At 66.3% G+C, this 19,307-nt stretch carries 17 protein-coding genes; 10 read left to right on the forward strand and 7 right to left on the reverse strand.

What is annotated here, in order from left to right:
- Together DSAT_RS10230 and DSAT_RS10235 are read right to left on the reverse strand one after the other, a co-directional pair.
- Positions 1-879, reverse strand: coding sequence for an ABC transporter ATP-binding protein (locus DSAT_RS10230; protein ID WP_020887438.1), 879 nt, complete (start codon positions 877-879; stop codon positions 1-3).
- Positions 879-1,193, reverse strand: a complete 315-nt coding sequence (locus tag DSAT_RS10235; RefSeq protein WP_020887439.1) for a hypothetical protein — start codon at positions 1,191-1,193, stop codon at positions 879-881. Before DSAT_RS10235 ends, DSAT_RS10230 begins: the two co-directional genes overlap by 1 nt.
- A 302-nt stretch (positions 1,194-1,495) precedes the next feature.
- Here DSAT_RS10235 and DSAT_RS10240 point away from each other — a divergent pair, with 302 nt between their 5' ends.
- Entirely contained in the window at positions 1,496-4,390 is a 2,895-nt protein-coding gene (locus tag DSAT_RS10240) for an insulinase family protein (RefSeq protein WP_020887440.1), read from the forward strand.
- Between the two features lie 283 nt (positions 4,391-4,673).
- Here the strand turns inward: DSAT_RS10240 and DSAT_RS10245 are convergent, their stop codons facing one another.
- Together DSAT_RS10245 and DSAT_RS10250 are read right to left on the reverse strand one after the other, a co-directional pair.
- Positions 4,674-7,004, reverse strand: a complete 2,331-nt coding sequence (locus DSAT_RS10245; protein ID WP_020887441.1) for a GGDEF domain-containing protein — start codon at positions 7,002-7,004, stop codon at positions 4,674-4,676.
- A gap of 166 nt (positions 7,005-7,170) precedes the next feature.
- Complete coding sequence (locus tag DSAT_RS10250) at positions 7,171-8,223, reverse strand: Lcl C-terminal domain-containing protein (protein ID WP_052167393.1); 1,053 nt, start codon at positions 8,221-8,223, stop codon at positions 7,171-7,173.
- Between the two features lie 216 nt (positions 8,224-8,439).
- Here DSAT_RS10250 and DSAT_RS10255 point away from each other — a divergent pair, with 216 nt between their 5' ends.
- On the forward strand, positions 8,440-8,796 hold the full coding sequence (locus tag DSAT_RS10255) for an Hpt domain-containing protein (RefSeq protein ID WP_020887443.1): 357 nt from the start codon (positions 8,440-8,442) through the stop codon (positions 8,794-8,796).
- Here DSAT_RS10255 and DSAT_RS15900 read toward each other — a convergent pair.
- Genes DSAT_RS15900 through DSAT_RS10275 form a run of 3 tightly spaced genes read right to left on the reverse strand, consistent with a single transcriptional unit; the run spans position 8,793 to position 11,102 of the window.
- Complete coding sequence (locus tag DSAT_RS15900) at positions 8,793-10,034, reverse strand: (Fe-S)-binding protein (RefSeq protein ID WP_333473919.1); 1,242 nt, start codon at positions 10,032-10,034, stop codon at positions 8,793-8,795. The genes DSAT_RS10255 and DSAT_RS15900 overlap by 4 nt on opposite strands.
- Before the next feature lie 22 nt (positions 10,035-10,056).
- The gene (locus tag DSAT_RS10270; RefSeq protein ID WP_020887446.1) at positions 10,057-10,719 is read right to left on the reverse strand and encodes a Nitrate reductase gamma subunit; all 663 of its coding nucleotides are present in this window, start codon (positions 10,717-10,719) and stop codon (positions 10,057-10,059) included.
- On the reverse strand, positions 10,716-11,102 hold the full coding sequence (locus tag DSAT_RS10275) for a cytochrome c3 family protein (RefSeq protein WP_040371157.1): 387 nt from the start codon (positions 11,100-11,102) through the stop codon (positions 10,716-10,718). Before DSAT_RS10275 ends, DSAT_RS10270 begins: the two co-directional genes overlap by 4 nt.
- Before the next feature lie 244 nt (positions 11,103-11,346).
- On the opposite strand from DSAT_RS10275, the gene lgt reads away from it, so the two are divergent.
- The 8 genes from lgt to DSAT_RS10315 all read left to right on the forward strand — a co-directional run bounded on the left by lgt (position 11,347) and on the right by DSAT_RS10315 (position 19,307).
- A complete protein-coding gene (gene lgt, locus DSAT_RS10280) occupies positions 11,347-12,156 on the forward strand; it encodes a prolipoprotein diacylglyceryl transferase (RefSeq protein ID WP_020887448.1) in 810 nt (269 codons plus the stop codon).
- Between the two features lie 131 nt (positions 12,157-12,287).
- Positions 12,288-13,607 carry an HD domain-containing protein gene (locus DSAT_RS10285; protein ID WP_020887449.1) on the forward strand — a complete coding sequence of 440 codons (1,320 nt, stop codon included), beginning with the start codon at positions 12,288-12,290 and terminating at the stop codon, positions 13,605-13,607.
- A gap of 354 nt (positions 13,608-13,961) precedes the next feature.
- Positions 13,962-14,132: a DUF8462 domain-containing protein gene (locus DSAT_RS10290; protein ID WP_040371158.1), complete on the forward strand. Its 171-nt coding sequence runs from the start codon at positions 13,962-13,964 to the stop codon at positions 14,130-14,132.
- Positions 14,133-14,674: 542 nt separating this feature from the next.
- Positions 14,675-15,109 (forward strand): RrF2 family transcriptional regulator, encoded by a 435-nt coding sequence (locus DSAT_RS10295; RefSeq protein ID WP_020887451.1) that lies wholly within the window; start codon positions 14,675-14,677, stop codon positions 15,107-15,109.
- Positions 15,110-15,191: 82 nt separating this feature from the next.
- Positions 15,192-16,574 (forward strand): trypsin-like peptidase domain-containing protein, encoded by a 1,383-nt coding sequence (locus tag DSAT_RS10300; RefSeq protein ID WP_020887452.1) that lies wholly within the window; start codon positions 15,192-15,194, stop codon positions 16,572-16,574.
- Positions 16,575-16,578: 4 nt separating this feature from the next.
- Complete coding sequence (locus tag DSAT_RS10305) at positions 16,579-17,310, forward strand: metallophosphoesterase family protein (RefSeq protein ID WP_020887453.1); 732 nt, start codon at positions 16,579-16,581, stop codon at positions 17,308-17,310.
- 15 nt (positions 17,311-17,325) lie between these two features.
- Complete coding sequence (locus tag DSAT_RS10310) at positions 17,326-18,699, forward strand: protein kinase domain-containing protein (protein ID WP_020887454.1); 1,374 nt, start codon at positions 17,326-17,328, stop codon at positions 18,697-18,699.
- Positions 18,696-19,307, forward strand: coding sequence for a YkgJ family cysteine cluster protein (locus tag DSAT_RS10315; RefSeq protein ID WP_235695940.1), 612 nt, complete (start codon positions 18,696-18,698; stop codon positions 19,305-19,307). The genes DSAT_RS10310 and DSAT_RS10315 overlap by 4 nt, the downstream gene beginning before the upstream one ends.

Consider the following 19,307-nt stretch of genomic DNA (forward strand, 5'->3'; position numbering starts at 1 on the left):
TCAGTACTTTCCCATCAGCCCGATGAAGCCGTCTTCGAGGGTCATCGGAACGCGCCGCAGGTCGTATGCCCGGACGCCTAGTTCGGCAAGGCGCGCCTGGACCGTTGGGCCGTCGGAGTAGGAATAGACGCAGACCGTTTCGCCGCGTCGTTCGTGGCCGCGGATGACGTCGTCCTGCGCAAGACTCGGGATGTGGTCGCAACGAAAGGCGTATTTGCAAAAGGAATCCATGAAATCATCGAGCGCAAAGCTGGTGATTTCGCCCTTGTCGATGAAAATGATGGTATCGACCAGTTGCTCCAAATCCTGGACGATGTGGCTGGTGACGAAGATCGTCTTGTCGCCGAGCGAGGCGAATTCGTGCAGCACGTCGAGAAACAGCCGCCGATACCCGGCGTCGAGACCCATGGAATAGTCGTCGAGAATCAGCAGGTCGGGATTTTGGGCCATGATCACGCCAAGCACCACCTGGGAACGCTGCCCGCAGGACATGTTGCCGACCTTGTGCGTGGCGGGCAGCCCCATCCTGTTGACGAGATCGTAGAACACGTCTGGGTTCCAGTCGGGATAGCAGCCCCGGAAAAAGCGTTCGGTCTGCGCGATGGTCATGAATTCGTAGGCGAGGTGCCCCTCGTGCAGCAGGCCGATGCGGTTCCTGATCACCGGGGGCAGGTCGTGCGAATCCTCGCCGAGCACGAGGCAGCGCCCGCCAGTGGGTTTCAGGAAGCCCATCAGGATGTTGACCAGGGTGGTCTTGCCCTGTCCGTTCTTGCCCAGCAGGCCGCACACGCTTCCCTGGGGAACCGCGAAGTTGAGGTCGCGGTAGATCGTCCGGGCTCCGTAAGTCTGGCAGAGGTTGTGGACCTCGATGGCGTTCATCAGTCCGCGATCTGCCTTCCCGGCACCCTGAGTTGGTGCTCCGGACCGGCGTCGAAGAGCACCACGAAGTCGTTTCGCGGCTTCTGGAAGGTGAACTCGGCCTCTTCGTCCATTCGTCCTTCCATCAGCAGGCGGCCGTCAGTGGCGAGAATGCGCATGGTCACGCCTGCGGCCGACGAGCCGTCGGAAAAGCCGCCCTGGCAGGTGATGGTGTTGTCGCCGTTGTCCGTGCACATGCACAGAGGCATGTGGGCGTGAGCTGCGGCCGCCGTTTGCAGAAAAGCGAAAAGGGCCGCACTGAGTGCAAATCGCATGCGTTACCTCGTGGGCGTTTTTTTGGGGGACAGGGAGCATCCGTCCCGGCCCGATTTTCCCGTGGGGCGTTCCGGCAAGCGTCACTGCCTGGCGGGAGACGGCGGGCCTGAGCGCGTACGGGCTCGTTGCCGCTTTGGCCTAGCCAACGGGCACGCAGACAATTCCAAAATTGATAATTAAAGTCAATATCAATATTGGAGGCGGACTCGAGATCCCGTCCCCCTCGGGCCGCGATCGCGGCTTGATTTGCCCGCGCCGTCATGTATTCTTGTCCATCACACGCCAATCTCCCGGAGGACACATGCCCCACGGTTTCACATTGCTGCGCGAGGAAGACATCCCCGAAATCCAGGCCAAGGCCCTGATCTACAGGCACGACGCCACGGGCGCGCGGCTGCTCTCGGTCGCGGCCCCGGACGAGAACAAGGTCTTCGGCATCGCCTTTCGCACGCCGCCCAGGGACTCCACCGGCGTGGCCCACATCCTGGAGCACTCCGTGCTCTGCGGCTCGGAGAAGTACCCCGTCAAGGAGCCCTTCGTGGAACTGCTCAAGGGCTCCTTGCAGACCTTTCTCAACGCCTTCACCTACCCCGACAAGACCTGCTATCCCGTGGCCTCCACCAACGGCCAGGACCTCACAAACCTGATCGACGTCTATCTCGACGCGGTCTTCGCGCCGCGCATCACCGAGAACATCTTCAAGCAGGAAGGCTGGCACTACGAACTCGACGACGAGAGCGGCCCCATGACCTACAAGGGCGTGGTTTTCAACGAGATGAAGGGCGCCTACTCCTCGCCCGACGCCGTGCTCTCCGAACTCTCGCAACAGTCCGTGTTCCCGGACGTGACCTACGGCCTGGATTCCGGCGGCGATCCCGAGCGCATCCCGGACCTGACCTACGAGGACTTCAAGGAGTTCCACCGTACCTACTACCATCCCTCCAACTCCTGGATATATTTCTACGGCGACGACGACCCGGACGAGCGGTTGCGGCTGCTGGCCGAACGGCTCAAGGGCTACGAGGCCCTGGCCGTGGATTCGGCCGTGCCGCCCCAGCCGCGCCTGGGCGAGCCCAGACGCGTCGAACGCGGCTACGCCGCGGCCGAGGACGGCGGCCGGGCCATGGCCACGATGAACTGGCTTTTGCCCGAGACGACGGACGCGCAAACCAACCTGGCCCTGCGCGTGCTCGACGAAATCCTCATGGGCCTGCCCTCCTCGCCGCTCAAGAAGGCCCTGCTCGACTCGGGCCTGGGCGAGGACGTGACCGGCGGCCTGGAGACCGAGCTTCGCCACATGTACTTCTCCGTGGGGCTGAAGGGCATGGACCCGGATGAGGCCGCGCACTCGCGCGACGCCATGGAGCGCATCGCCTTCGAGGTTCTGCAGTCGCTTGAGCGCGAGGGCATCCCCGAGGATCTGCTCGACGCGGCCATGAACTCCGTGGAGTTCGCCTTCCGCGAGAACAACACCGGCCGCTTCCCGCGCGGCCTGCTGCTCTGGCTCAGGAGCCTCTCCACCTGGCTGTACGAGGGCGATCCCCTGGCCCTGGTGGCCTTCGAAAAGCCCCTGGCCGCGCTCAAGGCGCGCCTGGCCGCGCGCGAGCCGGTTTTCGAGACGCTCATCCGCGAACATTTCCTGAACAATGCCCACCGCGCGGGCGTGCTCCTGACCCCGGACCCGCAGCTTCTGCAAAAGCGCGAAAAGGCCGAGGCCGAACGCCTGAACGCCGCCTTCGCGGCCATGGACAAGGAGACCCGCGCGCAGGTCATGGCCCAGACCGTCGAACTGCGCGAGGAGCAGGCCCGGCCGGACGCGCCCGAGGCCCTGGCCTCGATCCCGGCCCTGACCCGGGCCGACCTGCCGCGCGAAAACCGGCGCATCCCCAGCGACTTCAGCGAAGTCCACGGCGCGCCGGTCATGGGCCACGACCTGCCCACGGCGGGCATCGCCTACCTCGACGCGGGCTTTTCCCTGGATCCGCTGCCGCGCGACCTGCTGCCCTTGGTGCCGCTCTTTGGCCGCGCGCTGCTCGAAATGGGCACCGAGCGCGACGACTTCACGGCCCTCACGCGGCGCATCGCCCGCGTCACCGGCGGCATGGACGCCCAGTCCTTCGCGGCCCCGGCCGTGGGCTCGGACCGCCCGGCCTCGTGGCTCTTCCTGCGCGGCAAGGCCACGGCCGAAAAGGCCCCGCAGATGGCCGAGCTGTTCAACGACGTGCTGCTCACGGCCCGCTTCGACGACAAGGCCCGTTTCAAACAGATGCTCATGGAGGAAAAGGCGCGCCTGGAGCAGCGGCTGGTTCCGGCCGGGCACTCCTTCGTGCTCTCGCGGCTTGCTGCCCGCTTCTCCGTGGCTGGCATGGCCTCGGAGATCATGGGCGGCGTGGAGCAGCTCTTCTTCCTACGCCGTCTGGCCGAGAACTTCGACGCCTCCTGGCCCGAAACCCTGGCCGCGCTGGAGGAGATCAGGCGCGCGCTCTTGAACGAGGCCGCGCGGCAGGTCAACCTGACGGCCGACGAAACCGCTCGAAAGACCATCGAACCCGGCCTGGCCGACCTTCTGCGAGCGCTGCCCACGGCCTCGCCCAAGGCCGCAACCTGGCAGCCCCTGCCCTTTGCCGCAAACGAGGGGCTGGCCATCCCGGCCCAGGTCAACTACGTGGGCAAGGGCGTGAACCTCCTGGCCGAGGGCATCGTTCCAGGCCAGGCCGCACCGGCCGTGGCCCGCTGGCTGCGCACGGCCTACCTGTGGGACCGTGTGCGCGTGCAAGGTGGGGCCTACGGCGCGTTCTGCATCTTCGACGAGGTCTCGGGCAATCTGTTCATGGCCTCCTACCGCGACCCGAATCTGGCCAAGACGCTCTCCGTGTACGACGCCACGGCCGACTACCTGCGCTCCCTGAGCCTGGACGCGGCCGAGATGGACAAGGCCGTGGTCGGGGCCATCGGCGACATGGACGCCTACCAGCTTCCCGACGCCAAGGGCTTCACGGCGCTCATGCGCCGTCTGACCGGCAGGACCGAGGAGGAGCGCGATGCACGACGCGAGGCCATCCTTTCGCTTGGCATCGAGGACTTCAACGTCTTTGCCGACGCGGCGGCAACGCTGCGCGACAAGGGGCGCGTGGTGGCTCTGGGGGTGGAAGGGAAGCTTGCGGCCCAGGGATTGGACGTCGTGCGGGTGCTGTAGCAGACCGTTCCAAAAGCACCATCTGCTGCGTTGTACCAAAAGCGCTGGTCTCGCAAGGATTACAGCGTCATACGAGTGCCGGAGTTCGGTCAACCCAAGCAGGTATCGGCGATACTTCGCTTGGCAGCTTGGCTTGCACAACTTAATAGGTATCGACGAACTTCGCCCAGCAGGCTGCTCAAAAAGGCTCAGATGCAAGGCGCAAGGAAAATTCAAGGCCTACGCGTATTGGAAATACGCGAGGGTTTGAGCTTTTCGCGGCAACGCAGCAGATGGGACTTTTTCAGCAGCCTGCCAGAGGTCCGCGCCTATCACGGGCAATGGAATTGCCCGGCAGGGACTTGGCGTACTTCTTCATCTCGGCCGCGCGGGCCGAGATGGCGGACAGGGTGCAGTCCCCGGCGCAGTCCACCACGGCCAGGGAGACCGAGACCAGCGGGAACTCAAGCTGCGCGCCGGAGCGGTCCTTGGCCGTGATGTAGCCGCGCGCGCGATCCTCTTCGCAGTAACAGTTGCGAACCAGCCGTCCGAAGCAGCGGACGATGCTCTTGCAGATACGTTCGGCGCGCTCCGGACTGGCCAGGAGCACGAAGTCGTCGCCGCCCACGTGACCCACGAACTCCTCGCCGGACCTGCCGTGGCGTCTGGCCGCGAAGGAGAGTATCTTGGACAGGAGCAGGATGATGCCGTCGCCGTCGCGAAAACCGTAGGTGTCGTTGAAGACCTTGAAATTGTCCAGGTCGGCGTAGACGATGCTGAAGGGGTCGCCCGACGCGCAGCGCCGCTCCAACTCCGTCTCGATGGCCACGTTGCCGGGCAGGCCGGTGAGCGGGCTCGCGCCCTTGGCCATCTGCACCTGCACGGCCGCCAGGGTGTCCAGGATGCGCTGCACCGAGACGATCCCCGAGAGCCTGCCGGTCTCGGTGACGATGATGTGGTCGTAAATCTTGTACTTGTCGCGGTTCATGGCCGCCTTGGCCACCTTCTCCACAGGCGTGGAGCCCTCCACGATCAGGGGCGCGGCGTCCATGATGCGCGTCGCGTCGCGGTGGAAATACAATGACATGCCGTAGCGCGTGGACAGGGCGCGGTCCAGATGGTGGCTCATGACCAGGCCCACGGGCCTGCCCTCGTCGGCCACGACCACGGCGCTCAGGGGCTCCTTGCCCTGGAAGAGATCCTTGACCTCGCTGACCTGGGTGTTCGAGGACACATCATAGGCCTTCTCGGCCAGCTCGCGCACCGGAATCGAACACTTGAGCTCGCGCTTGGCCATCAGGCCGAGCGAATTCTGGCTCGCGGGTAGAGGTTTTTCGGGCACGGGCTTGGGAAAGGCGGGCAGGTGCAGGTAGTAGCCCTGGCCGTAGTGCACGCCCAGGCCGCGCAAGGCGCCGAGCTCCTGCTCGGTCTCGATGCCCTCGGCGATCAGGCGGCAGCCGATCTTCTCGGAGAAGGCCACGAAGGTCTCGATGAGCGCGCGTTTGACCGGATTCTTGTCGATGTCGCGGATCAGCGACATGTCCACCTTGATGTAGTCGGGGCGAAGCTCAGCGATGGTCCAAAGGCCCGAGTAGCCCGTGCCCACGTCGTCCACGGCCACCTGGAAGCCCTGGCTGCGGTAGTGTTCCAGGGTGCGGTGAAAGAGCGTGAAGTCGCGGATGGAATGGCGCTCCGTGATCTCGAAGACCACGTTGGACGGCCCAAGCCCGCAACGGTCGAGGAGCTTCAGGGTTTCGCCGGGCGAGAAACTCGGGTCCACCAGCGTACGGGGGTGGATGTTCAAAAAGAGCTTTTGCCCTGGCCCGACGTCGCCGAGCTTGGTGATGGCGGCCTCGCGGCAGACCTTCTCCAGGGTAAAGAGCTGACCCACCTCCTCGGCGAAGTCGAAGAGCACCGAAGGGCTCTGGAAGTAGGAGTCGGCCGGGCCTCGCGTCAGGGCCTCCCAGGCCAGGACCGTCTCGGCCTGGAAGTCGATGATCGGCTGATAGACCACACGCAGGCGTGGCGCGGCCATGATCTCGCGAAACTCCGCGAGCATGGACAGAGTCGAGGTGTCCAACTCGCCCTTGGCCACGTGCTGGGCCTCACACAGGGCGTTGTACAGCGCGTGTTCGAGCGTGCCCGCGCCGGTCTGGGTGATGGCCGCGTGGCCCGCCGCGATGTCCAGGGTCTGGCCGGTCAGCTTCAGCGAATGCGCCTTGAGGCTGGCCTTGAGTTTCAGGCGCATGCCTGCCGCCATGTCCATGAGATCGGGTGCCTGGCCGGCCTTGTGCAGGCAAAGCAGCATGACCTTGCCCTCGGCGAGCCGCTCCACGTAGCAGCCCACGCCCGGGTGCTCCTCCCTGGCCAGGGCCTGCACCTCGCGAGCCGAGGCTTCAAGGATCAGGGCCGTGATGTCCGCGCCGAAGAGGTTTGCGAAGACGAGAAAATTCTTGATCTCGAAGAGCACGAGCGACAAGGAGCCGCCCGAGGCGAGATGGTCGTCGATGCGGTTGCGCTCGGAGAGGCTCAGAAAGGCGAAGTTCGCGGGCAGCATCCCTCGACGCTGCGCCGCCTCGGCATGCCGGGCCGCCGTGGTGAATCCCCTGAAGACGTCGAGGACCATGGACTGCATGTCACCTTTCCCGAAAGGCGGGGTCGAAAAAAGGCCGTCCGGCCGTCCGGACCGCCCTTGGCAGAGCTAGCCTCCGCATGTGGCGTGTTGGCGAGGAATGCGTGACGTTTTGGCGGCGGGAACGACGATCTTCAAAGTTTCCCGTGACATCGCGCGCGCCGAATCGTTACGGAACGTCGCGGCCGTGACCGGTCGCCCACTCTTCGACCGGACCGCGCACGGCCCAGGCGAAAAACTCCGGGCGCGACTTGTGACCAACTCCCACCGCCCCCTTGTCGATATAGAGGCAGAATGCCCAGGAGGGATCGAAACCGCTGCCAGTTGATGACCAGTAGGCATCGCGCACATCCGTGAAGGGATGCCCAAGGGTCAGGGCCGGAGAATGCCTGGAACAGTCGGTGAGGGAGTCGAGCTCCGTTATCGAAGGCAGCCGCCACATTTGTCCGGTCCGCTCGTGCAGGCGTGCGGCGGCTGCAAGCGCTCCGGCGAAATCCACCGGGCCGCCCGACGTGTCAGCCGAGCGCCTCCATACAAGTCCGGTAAGACGGTCGAGCACCCCGTCCGGGATTTCCGCGAAGCGCGGTGTGGGCCAGGAGGCGCCGCATTGCGACTCGCCGTCCTGCCCGGTCCCTAAGCAGGATATCTCGCGTCCGGCAGAATCGAAACACAATGCTTGCCCTGTGCGCGGCAGCACGAGTCCTTGCCCGGCCACGGGCCAGACGATCGCCTCGTCGCTCTTGCGGCCGTAAAATGTTCGCCCTCCCTCCAAATGCACGCGCCAGGCATGCCCAGGAGCGATGGCCGCCGTGGTTGAAGTCCAGACCCAACCCTGGAAGACTTCCGCGAACGGGTGCCCGGGCGGCAGCGCGGGTCTGCGCGAACCGTGGCAGACAAGACTCCTGAGTTCCGCCCGGTTCGGCAACCGCCAGTCGTTACGGCCCAGGTGCGCGCGTCGATTCCACCGCGCCACGGCGGCCAAGGCCTCGTCCCAGGGCAAAGGAAAGCCCAGGGGATTGGCTGAGCGTGTCCAGACGAGGCTGGTCAACCGATCTATGACCATGCCCTCTCCACCCATGTCGAAACGCGGCGACGGCCATGGCAGCCCCGGCCTGAGCTCGCCGTCCTGCCCCGAGCCAAAACAGCCCATGGGCTCTCCCGAGACGCCATGACACGCGGTCTGCCCGCTCCACAGAGGGTGGATGTATCTTTCTTCACTCATCGTTTTTTTTACCATGCTCCTGCCCAAGCGTCATCCGACGCCCGTTTCGCCAAGAATTCCAAACCTGTTGACAACTCCGAATTATTGCGGAATGCCTTGACCTTACGGCCGCGAAGGGAAACGCGAGGGGCGCGGCCGTGCATTCTCCCGGCCCGTGCGGAAACAACCGCGCACGAGACGGAGCGACCAAGCCGCGCATAAAGCCATGAGGACCCCATGAATCTCGACGATCTTCCGGTGGTCGAACAGACGCGCAGTCTGGCCCGCGTGGGCGGCGACATGGAACTACTCCAGGAATTGTACGGAGTGTTCGCCTCGGTGGCTCCGGAGCGGATCATGGAGTTGCGCGAGGCCCTCGCTGCAGGGGAGACAAACGCCATCTGGCGCGCCGCCCATTCGCTCAAAGGCGAGTGCGGCGCGGTGGGCGCGGAACGCTGCCGCGAAGCCGCGGCACGCCTGGAAGACGCCGCGCGGGTCGGAGACCTGGTCTCGGCCAGATCGCTCCTGCCGCTCGTGGAACGAGGATTGGCCGAAGTTCTGGGCAGCCTCGCCCTGGGCCGCGTCGATATCTAGTCGTCCAGATCGACTGCCTCGGCCAGGTAGGCGCTCAAAAGCTCCACCTTGGCGTCGACCTCGTAGGTCTTGACCGCCTCCAGGATGCCGTCCTCGCAGTTGTGGCAGCCCACGACCACCATCCGCGCGCCCGTGGCCCGGATGCACTCGGCCTTGGCCTTGAGCGCCGCGAGCTTGGCCTGCTTGTACTCGGGCATCAAGGCCTGGCCGCCGCCGTTGCCGCAGCAGTAGGTGGCGTTGCCGTGCGGGTTCATCTCGCGGTAGTTGGCCGCGACCACGGCGAGGAGGTTTCTCGATTCCCTGAACAGCCCGGCGTTGCGGATGAAGTTGCACGAATCCTGGAAGGTCGAGGGTTCGGTGTGGAACCCCGGCTTGAGCTTGAGCGTACCCTTGGCCAGGCAGTCCGCCCAGACTTTCATGGGCGGCGTGGCCGTGAACGGGAGCTTCCTTCCCAACCAGTGTGGCGCCTCGAACCCGAGGGCCTTCATGGAGTGCCCTCACTCGGCCGTTATCAGCGCCTTGACGCGCAGGGCCTCGGCCGCCTCCACGACGTTCCTGGCGAGCGCCGTGGCCTTGGGCACGTCGCCCGCGAAGAGCCCGAGGTTCGTCGAGTCCCAGCCCTTGCTGGAAAGCGTGAAGTCGATGCCCGACGCGTTGTAGAGCTTGAGGTAGTTGTAGAGATTTTGCGGATAAAACTTGATGTCGCGGGGGTGGAAGGTCAGCAGGTACTCGGCCCCGGCCTTGTCCATGGGCGCCTCGGCCGAGGGCATCTCCTCGCGCAGTTCTTCAAGCTGCCATTCCACGGTCTCCAGGTACTCGTCCTCGGTCATGCCCAGGTTGTTGCCGAACTCAAGGGCGTTCTCCAGGCCCTTGGCCAGGCCCGGAGGCGTGAGCCCCATGGCCACGGCCACGCCGCGCGCGGCATGCACCAGCGGGGCGATGCCGATGCCATGCGGGCAGTACATGGTGCAGCGCTGGCACATGGTGCAGGTGCCGTACCAGATGTCCCGAAACTCGGTCAGCAGTTCGGCATCCACCTTGCCGCGCTTGCGGTACAGGTCGAGCAGCGGCTGGATGCGGTAGGCCGGGACGTGCTCGGTCCTGGGGTTGGAGGCGTAGTAGTGGCAACCCTCGGCGCACAGCCCGCAACGCGAGCAGATGGAGAGCCACATTTCGAGCCTCGCGCTGGCCTTGGAGGCCAAGGCGCGGGAAAGCTTCGTCTTGTCGATGGTCGTCATCTCGTCTCCTTGACGCGCGGCATCACCACGGCCCCACCTGCCGCTTGCCGAAATCGCTGCCCGTCGCCGCCCGCGAGACGAAGAACAGCGCCATGTGCGAAAGCTTGGTGAAGGGAATGGCGATCAGCAGTGCGCAGGCGCTGGTCACGTGCAGGGTCAGCATGGTCGGGTAGTCGCCCCACTGCCGGTGCGCCGCAAGGCCCGTGACCAAAGGCAGGGCCACGAGCGCGAGCACGATCAGGTCGCTTGGCCTGCTCAGCCCCTTGACCGGCGGATGAAAAAGCCGCCTGGCCGCGAGAAAGGCCACGGCCGCAATGGCCGTCACGGTCAGGACGTCGGCCAGGGAATCGGAAATGGTCGGCCAGGAGAGGCCCCACCACTGCTCCACGAGCACCACGTGGCCGGAAAGGAAGAACGCGGTCAGAAGCAGCGGAACGTGCAGGGCGAACCCCGCCGCCGTGGTCCAGGGGCTGGTCCTGGCCGTGCGGTTCAGCGGCAGCAGGAAGCGCGCGATGGAGGCCAGGGCCCAGCCGGTGCGAAAATCAGGCGGCAGGTTCCGGGCGGCGAGCCTGGCCTTCTTGCGGTAGCGCCACAGGCGCAGCGCGAGGCCGATGATCAGGACGCCGAAGGCGGCGCGGGCCAGCGGCCCCACGGCGAATTCATAGAACTCGTGCATGGTGGTCATGGCTTGGCCTCCCCGCTGTCGCGCACGTGGCACTCGCCGCACATCACGGGCGCGGCGGGCGAGGCCACGCCCTTAGCCTCGTGGCAGCCCATGCACTGGCCGTGCATGGCGCGGCGCAGCCCGAGCCTGCCGCCGTCGGCCGCATCGTGGCAGGCCGAACAGGAGGTCTCCATGCCGAGTTCCCAGACGTTGGTCCCGTTCTCGTAGAAATGGTGGCAGTCGGTGCACTCGGCCCGATCCATATGCTTCTCGTGCATGAAGAACACGCCGGGCCGCTGGCGCGGGGCAAAGGCCGGGTCGGCCAGGTACATGGTCTCGTCCTGGGCCGAGGCCAAAAGCGCGCCGCCCAGAAGGCAGGCCAGCGCCGCCAGGACGGCGGCCACGGTCCGTCCATACTGAAAACGTGCGCGGGGATATGTGCGTCTCATCTCGAAAGCGACCTTGCAGGTTATGGTAAAGCCCCGGAGCAGCCTGTCCAGGGGGCAGCGGTCCACATACCCTACTCGCGTATGGCCCGCAATGGTCTCGACGGCGCAGCGCGGGAACATCCAAAAGCCAAGCATCGGGATTTCGCCCTGTACAGCGCCGCCCGCTCCGGGTAGAAAAGCCACCGCGAGGACACCGGCAATGCTGTTTCAGCCCAACATAGACCCCGTGGCCGTGCAACTCGGCCCGCTAGCCATCCGCTGGTACGGCCTGATGTATCTGGTCGGCATCGGCGGCGGCTGGCTCCTTGGCCGCATGCGCGCCAAAAAGCCCGGCTCGCCCGTCACGCCCGCGCAGGTGGACGACCTGATCTGGTATCTGGCGCTTGGCGTGCTGCTCGGCGCGCGCGTGGGCTACATGCTCTTCTACGACTTCGCGGCCCTGTGGCAGGACCCCTTGCGGCTCTTCGCGGTCTGGCGGGGCGGCATGTCCTTCCACGGCGGCCTTCTGGGCACGGTGCTCGGCATGTGGTGGTTCGCCCGCAAGCACCGCGTCCCCTTCTTCGCGGTCACGGACTTCGTCTGCCCGCTCGCGCCCATCGGCATATTCTTCGGCCGCATCGGCAACTTCATCAACGGCGAACTCTGGGGACGGCCCACGGACCTGCCCTGGGGCGTGATCTTCCGCGACCCCCTGGCCGGGCTCATGCCGCGCCATCCCTCGCAGCTCTACGAGGCGGCGCTCGAAGGGCTGTTGCTCTTCGTGGTGCTGTGGTGGTGGTCGGCCAAGCCCAGGCCCATGAAGAGCGCCTCGGGCCTCTTCCTGATGATCTACGGCGCGTCGCGCTTCGCCGTGGAGTTCGTGCGCGAACCCGACGCGCACCTGGGCTATCTGGCTTTCGGCTGGCTGACCATGGGCCAGGCTCTCTCCCTGCCCATGATCCTCTTCGGCCTGTGGCTGTGGCGCACGGCCCTGCCGCCCGCGTCCGCCCCGGCCGGCCGCAGGGGCTGAGCACGACACGAATACGAGGCTTTCTGGACGGCCTCGAAGCAAGTCCTTTTTTTCTCAAGCAGCTTCTGCTATACGAAAGCCAGGCGGGGGAGCACGACTTCCCGACGCACGCCAGTCAAGGAGACACGAGCATGACGCAGCCCTTCAAGGATGCCGTCGCCATCTGCAAAACCATACTGCGCAACGGGTACGACGCCTACGTCATCAACGCCCGCTTTCAGCAGGAGCTGGAGCGACTGGACGGCGAACGCGAGGTGGACATCGCCACGGACATGCCCTGGGAGGAGTTGGTCAAGATATTCCCCAACGCAGGCACCTCGGACCTGCCGGGCGAGATCGCGGTCATCAAGGAGGGCGGAACCAAGTTTCTCTTCCATGAAGTGAACCAGCTCGAAACCGCGCACCCCGAAGCCCTGCTTGTGCGCACCACCGCCCGGCTCGAATCGCGCATGGCCCTGCGCCGCAAGGACAAGACGAGCTTGGCCTGCCCCTACATCCCCAAGGCCGCCGACCTTTACGAAGGCTTCGCGGACATGAGCGAGGGCCGCATCCGGCTCACGGGCGAACCCACCCTGACGCTCAAGCGCAACCTGCTCTACGGCGTGCGCGCCCTGCGCTTTGCGGCCAACTATGACCTGCCCGTCGAGGAGAACACCTGGGTGGCCATCGTGCGTTCGGCCCAGCGCATCCTGGACTACGTGCCGCCCTCGGACATCATGGACGAATGGCGCAAGGTCGAGGCCGAAAACCTGTGGAAGTTCGTGCAGTTGCTCTTCGATTCCATGCTCCTGCACGGCCTGATCCCGCAGATGGCCGCGCTCACGCGTGTGCGCCACATCAAGAACGCCGCCGGCGCGGAGGAATCCGTCTTCGAACACACCATCGAGGTCATGCGCCGCTACCCCGAGGAGTTGCCCTACGACTGGTACGGGGTCATGGCCTGCCTGTTCCATGACCTGGGCAAACTCTTCACGGCCGAATACTTCGACGGCAAGTGGCATTTCCACCAGCACCACCGCGTGGGTGCACAGGTCACGCGCAAGGTGCTGACCGGCCTGCGCCTGCCCAACGAGGACGTGGACCTCATCTGCCATCTGGTGCGCCACCACATGCGCTTCCAGTACATGCTCACCGAGCGCGGCGCGCGGCGCTTCATGGCGCTGGAGGAATATCCCAGGCTGGTCGAGATGAGCCGCGCGGACATCAAGGCGCGCGAGGGCAACTACACCAACTTCAATCATAACCTGAAGATGCTGGAAAAGGCCAAGACGCCCGAGGAGATGTCCGAACCGCTGCTCAACGGCAACGAGATCATGGACTTCACGGGCCTGCCGCCCAGCCCGGCCATCGGCATGATCCGCGACGCGCTGCTCAAGGCCCAGATCGAGGGCAAGGTTTCGAGCGTGCCCGAAGCCGTGGAGTTCGTGCTCAACTACAAGAAGTCGCTCTGACCTTCGGGCCTCGTGCAGGCCGCCCCAAAGGCACCGTCTGCCGCGTTGCCGCGAAAGCGCCGATCCCTCGCGTATTGGTAATACGCGTCGGGCCCGGCGCTTTCTTGCGCCTTGCATCCGGCACATTTGGAGCGGCCTGCGAAACGAGGCTTGTCACCAGCTTGCCTGGAGGAGGCGCTGCCTCCTCCAGACCACAACCGCCAGGGAACGATGTTCCCTGGACCCTGGATTCGCATCGAAACCATCGTCGGTAGAGCCGACGACGGTGCGGCGGCGGGGTCGAAGGGGCTTCGGCTTGACACCGAGCCCGGCCTGCCGCATTTGCCATGGGACGAGCTTCCCAAGGAGGACAACATGGAAGAGAAAGTTCTGAAAGCCATGCAGGACGCCGGAAAGCCGGTGCGCCCCGGAGACATCGCCAAGGCCCTGGGCGTGGATTCCAAGGAGGTCTCCAAGGCCATCGACGCCCTGAAGAAACAAGGCAAGGTCATCTCGCCCAAGCGCTGCTTTTATTCCCCTGCCTAGCCTGCCTGGAGGAGGCGCTGCCTCCTCCAGACCTCCTCCGCCAGGGTCGCAGGCCGCCCCAATAGCACCGTCTGCCGCGTTGCCGCGAAAGCGCCGATCCCTCGCGTATTGGTAATACGCGTCGGGCCCGGCGCTTTTTTGCGCCTTGCATCCGGCACCTTTGGAACGGCCTGCGCACCGGACTCTCGAATGCTTGACCCAAAGTTCCCTGGACCCTGGATTCGCAGCGAAACCATCACTGGCAGAGCCGACGCCGGTGCGGCGGTGAAACGCCCCAGACCCGGCTTTCCCGAAGCCGTCGCAGACGGCTTCGGGAACCGCAGGGGGGCCGGGGGGATGATCCCCCCGGCGGGCGCGGGGCAGAGCCCCGCCCGCGCAACAATCACGGGATTTTCACGCCCCGCCTGAGCCTGCCAGAGCCCGCGCAAACACGTCGTTTTTCCGTCCAGAAAGGCTGGACGGCCATTCACAAACCTCGGCTTCTCGTTTAGGAAGAAGTCATTGCCGGATCAAAATGACTTGCCCGGAACCAGGAGCCAAAGATGAAGTTATCCACCCGTAGCCGATACGGCACGCGCATGCTGCTCGACATCGCCCTGCACGGCGACAACGGCCCGGTCACGGTCATGGACATCTCGGGCCGCCTCGACCTGCCCGTTAAGTACCTGGAAAAGCTCGTCAGGCTCCTCAAGAAGGGCAAGTACATCAAGAGCAAGCGCGGCCCCAAGGGCGGCCACGTGCTGGCCAAGAGCCCGGACGAGATCACCATCGGCGCCATCGTGCGTGATCTGGAGGGCGGTCTGGACCTGACCGACTGCCTGAGCGGCAAGAACCCCTGTCCCAAGCTCGACGCATGCAGCACCCGCAAGGTCTGGGCGGCAGCCACCAAGGGCATGCTGCGCGAGCTCGACGCCCTGACCCTGCGCGACCTGATAAACGACGCCACGGCCGAGGCCGAATCGAACTGCCGTATCTAGCCTCGCCCTTGTGCATCGCAGGCCGGGTCCGTCCTTCTCACGCCCATTTGCCTTGCGACTGCAAAGGCGATATGCAGCGGGCATGCGCGCGATCCTTTTTCTGCTCACCGTCCTCGTCCTCGGCCCGGTCCTCGCGACCGTCCCGCGGAGCGCCTCGGCCCTGGCCCCCCAGGCGGGCGCGTCGCTTTCCCCGGACAACCCCCGCCTGACCCCGGTGGTCCAGGCGGTGCAGGCCATCGCGCCGTCCGTGGTCAACATCACCACCGTGCGTGAGGGTGAGCGGACCGTCAGCCCCTTCGGCCAGGTGCCGCCGGGACTGGCCCCCTTTTTCGAAGAGTTCTTCGGCGACATGCCCCGGCAGCGCTTTCGTTACGAATCGCTCGGCTCGGGCGTGATTTTCGACGGCCGGGCGCGGCTGGTGCTGACCAACGCCCACGTCATCGCCGGGGCCACGCAGACCAGGGTCCATCTGCTCGACGGCCGCTCCTACGAGGCCGATCTCGTGGGTGCGGACCCGGATTTCGACCTTGCCGTGCTGCGCCTGGCTGGCGACGGCGAACTGCCCCAAGCCCAAGTGGCCGACTCCCAAGATCTGCTCATCGGCGAGACGGTCATCGCCATCGGCAACCCCTTCGGCTACTCGCACACCGTGACCACGGGCGTGATCTCGGCCGTGGGGCGCGCCATCCGCACCCGCGAGGGCGCGCACACCGACTTCATCCAGACCGACGCGGCCATCAACCCCGGCAACTCCGGCGGGCCGCTGGTCAACCTGCTGGGGCAGGTGGTGGGCATCAACACGGCCATCATCGCCCGGGCCGAGGGCATCGGCTTCGCCATCCCCATCCACAAGGCCACGCGCGTGGTCGGCGAACTTCTGGAGACCGGCCGCGTGGCCCACGTCTGGCTCGGCCTTTCCGGACAGGACGTGGATCAGGCCACGGCCAGCTATTTCGGCCTGCCCAGGCCCGAGGGCATGGTCATCACCGAGATATACCGGGATCTGCCCGCGGACAGGGCCGGGCTTTTGCCGGGCGACGTGGTGCTGCGCATGGGTGGCGTGACCATTGAGGATCATCTCCACTACCTGCAACTTCTGCGCACCCACACCAGGGGCGAGCGCGTGCGTCTGGAGACGCTACGCGACGGCGCGGTGCGCACCCAGGACATCGCCCTGGCCCCTTTCACCCGCGAGACGGCCGACGGACTGGCCGTGGCGCGCTGGGGCTTTTCCGTGGCCCGCTCCCCCGAGGCGCGCGGACTTCGCATCACCGAAGTGCGGCCCGACTCCCCGGCCGGACGGCTCGGCCTTCGGCCCGGCGACCACATCATCCAGGTCGGCGGCCTGCGACTGCAATCGGCGGACGACTGGCTGCGCGCCGTGGCGCTTTTCCGCATGCGTTCCGCGATCATGCTCCGGGTGGACCGCCAGGGGCGCTGGTACACGGTCCAGTTGAGCGTCTAGAACCATGCGCCGGGCAGTACTCTCCGACATCCACGGCAATCTCGGGGCCCTGCGCTCCGTGCTGCGCGACGTCGAACGCGCGGGCGCGGACGAGATCATCACCCTGGGCGACAACGTGGGCTACGGCCCCGATCCCGACGAGGTCGTGCAGGAACTCGCCGCGCGCGGCGCGACCTCCTGCCTTGGCAACCACGAGCAGGCGCTCCTTTTCACGGACGAGGCCATGAGCCTCAACCCCCATGCCCTGCACGCCCTGGAGCGCACGCGCGAGTTGCTCTCGCCCCAAAGCCTGGAGGAAATTTCGCGCATGCCGCGCGTGGTCATCCGGGGCGGGGCGCGTTTCGTGCATGGCGCGCCGCCCGACCTGGTCACGACCTATCTCTTCCAGTTCAGCCGCGAGGGCCGCCTGGAGGAACTGTTCGGCCGTTTTCCCGAGGAATTGTGCTTTTGCGGCCACACGCACGAGTTGCGCATCTTCACCTTCGACGGCGGCGAGGTGCGGCGCTACCGGCCCGAGCCGGGAGTCTTTCACCTTGCGCCGGACGTGCGCCACATAATCAACTGCGGCTCCGTGGGCCAACCGCGCGACGGCGACCGGCGCGCCAAGTGGGTGCTGTGGGACCACCAGGCGCGCACCGTGGACTTCCGGTTCGTGGAATACGACATCGACCCGGTGGCCCGTCGCATCCTGGCGCGCGGCTTGCCGCGCATGTACGCCGACAGGCTTTACGGCTGACCAGGGAAAGTTTCCATGCGCAGGATCGGGAAATACGAGATTCTGGGCCTTCTGGGCCGGGGCGGCATGGGCCGCGTCTACAAGGTGCGCCTGCCCGTGGCCGGACGCATGCTGGCGCTCAAGCTCCTGGCCCCGGACGAGACCCTGACCGCGATTCTGGGCGAGACCGAGGTACGGCGGATGTTCACCGAGGAAGCCGCGCTCATCGGCGGACTGCGCCATCCGCGCGTGGCCGCGGTCACGGACTTCGACCACGACGCGCGCGGCCGGCCCTTCTACTGCATGGAGTTTTTCTGCCGCAACCTGGGCGTGATCCTGGGCGAGTCCTACCGCGCCGAGGAGCCCGCGCGGGCCCTGCCCGTGGAGACGGCCGCGCGCTTGGCCCTGGAGACGCTCGACGGCGTGGCGCTTTTGCACGCCAAGGGGCTTTTGCACCGCGACCTCAAGCCCTTCAATGTCATGCTCGACGACGAGGAGCACGCCAAACTCATCGACTTCGGCCTCTCGGCCAGGCGCGGCGAAAGGCGCGCCACGCCCGGCGGCCTGGCCATCGGCACGCCCTTTTACACGGCCCCCGAGCAGGAAACCGACCCGGACAGCGCCACCGAACGCTCGGACCTCTTCTCCGTGGGCGTGATCTGCTGGCGGATGCTCACGGGCCGCCTGCCCGGCGAGCGGGCCGACGAGCGCCGCAAGCCCTCGTCCCTGGCCCCGGAGCTTTTCCATGCCTTTGACGAATTCCTGCCGCGCGCGGTCCATCCCGAGCCGGAACGGCGCTTTTCGAGCGCCGAGGACATGCAGATGGCCCTTTCCGACGCCCTGGACGACTGGCGTGCGGCCATGCGCGGCGCGTGCTCCCTGGCCGAGGAGGAGCCGCTTCGAGCCGACGCGGCGAACGTGCGCCCGCGCGAGACCCCGCGCAAGGTCGCGGCCTCCGAGGCCAGCCAGGCCTTTCCCCTGGACAGCCTGTGGCGGCCCCTGCCCGGACCAATACCCGAACTGAAGCTTTTGCGCCGCGACGGCGCGCGGCTGGTCGTTGACGCGGCCAACGGCCTGTGCTGGCAGCAGGGCGGCAGCCCGCAGCTTCTCACGCGCTTTGAGGCCGAAGAGTACTGCGCCAAACTAAACGAGACGCGCTTCGCGGGCCGTTCGGGCTGGCGGCTGCCCACAGTGGAGGAGCTTTGCCTCATCATCCGGCGCGGCGACGGGGCCGACGCCTACTGCGCCGATCCGCTCTTCGACCACCGCCAGAAGCGGCTGTGGAGCGCGGACGCCAAATCGGGCCGCGCCTCATGGTGCGCCGACGCTGTGCTCGGCCACGTGACCCACATGGACAACGACTGCCTGGCGCACGTCAGGGCCGTATGCCGCACGGACGGCCCCGCGTGACCTGTCGCCGCTGCGCCGCCTGCTGCCGTGCGGCAGGCCCGGCCCTGCACGAGCAGGATCTGGACCTCGTTGGAACGGCCTTCGCCCTGGCCGATCTCATGACCCTGCGCGCAGGCGAGCCCGCCTTCGACCAGCCCGCTCAGGCCGTGCGGCCCCTTGCGGCCGAAATCGTCAAGCTCGCGAGCCTTAATCCCGAGGCCGGGCGCTGGGACTGCATCTTTCTCACGGAACAAGGCTGCGGCATCTACGCCTCGCGGCCGCTCGAATGCCGACTGCTCGACTGCCGCGACACCTCGGCCCTGGAAAACGCCTACGCCTCGGGCCGTCTGACGCGGCTGGACATTCTGCCACCCGAAAGCGCCCTGGCCGAAATAGTGCGCCTGCACGAGGAACGCTGCCCCATGGCCGAGGCCCTGGCTCTTTCGCGCGAGCACGGCATGGCGCATGCCCTCCTCGACGAGATGCTGGCCTTCGACCGCTCGCTGCGCGCGACCCTGGCCGAACGCGACCTCTCCCCGCCGCTCCTGCGCTTCCTGCTCGGCCGACCGCTCGACGCCGTGCTGCGCGCGGCCCAAACCGCCCCCGGCGCATTCGCGGCAAGGCCGTAG

It is taken from the genome of Alkalidesulfovibrio alkalitolerans DSM 16529 (genome assembly GCF_000422245.1).
Classification (GTDB): domain Bacteria; phylum Desulfobacterota; class Desulfovibrionia; order Desulfovibrionales; family Desulfovibrionaceae; genus Alkalidesulfovibrio; species Alkalidesulfovibrio alkalitolerans.

Coding starts and splice junctions, on each gene's coding strand:
- DSAT_RS10230 (WP_020887438.1), bottom strand. CDS start 879: ATGAACGCCATCGAGGTCCACAACCTCTGCCAGACTTACGGAGCCCGG.
- DSAT_RS10235 (WP_020887439.1), bottom strand. CDS start 1,193: ATGCGATTTGCACTCAGTGCGGCCCTTTTCGCTTTTCTGCAAACGGCG.
- DSAT_RS10240 (WP_020887440.1), top strand. CDS start 1,496: ATGCCCCACGGTTTCACATTGCTGCGCGAGGAAGACATCCCCGAAATC.
- DSAT_RS10245 (WP_020887441.1), bottom strand. CDS start 7,004: ATGCAGTCCATGGTCCTCGACGTCTTCAGGGGATTCACCACGGCGGCC.
- DSAT_RS10250 (WP_052167393.1), bottom strand. CDS start 8,223: ATGAGTGAAGAAAGATACATCCACCCTCTGTGGAGCGGGCAGACCGCG.
- DSAT_RS10255 (WP_020887443.1), top strand. CDS start 8,440: ATGAATCTCGACGATCTTCCGGTGGTCGAACAGACGCGCAGTCTGGCC.
- DSAT_RS10270 (WP_020887446.1), bottom strand. CDS start 10,719: ATGACCACCATGCACGAGTTCTATGAATTCGCCGTGGGGCCGCTGGCC.
- lgt (WP_020887448.1), top strand. CDS start 11,347: ATGCTGTTTCAGCCCAACATAGACCCCGTGGCCGTGCAACTCGGCCCG.
- DSAT_RS10285 (WP_020887449.1), top strand. CDS start 12,288: ATGACGCAGCCCTTCAAGGATGCCGTCGCCATCTGCAAAACCATACTG.
- DSAT_RS10290 (WP_040371158.1), top strand. CDS start 13,962: ATGGAAGAGAAAGTTCTGAAAGCCATGCAGGACGCCGGAAAGCCGGTG.
- DSAT_RS10295 (WP_020887451.1), top strand. CDS start 14,675: ATGAAGTTATCCACCCGTAGCCGATACGGCACGCGCATGCTGCTCGAC.
- DSAT_RS10300 (WP_020887452.1), top strand. CDS start 15,192: ATGCGCGCGATCCTTTTTCTGCTCACCGTCCTCGTCCTCGGCCCGGTC.
- DSAT_RS10305 (WP_020887453.1), top strand. CDS start 16,579: ATGCGCCGGGCAGTACTCTCCGACATCCACGGCAATCTCGGGGCCCTG.
- DSAT_RS10310 (WP_020887454.1), top strand. CDS start 17,326: ATGCGCAGGATCGGGAAATACGAGATTCTGGGCCTTCTGGGCCGGGGC.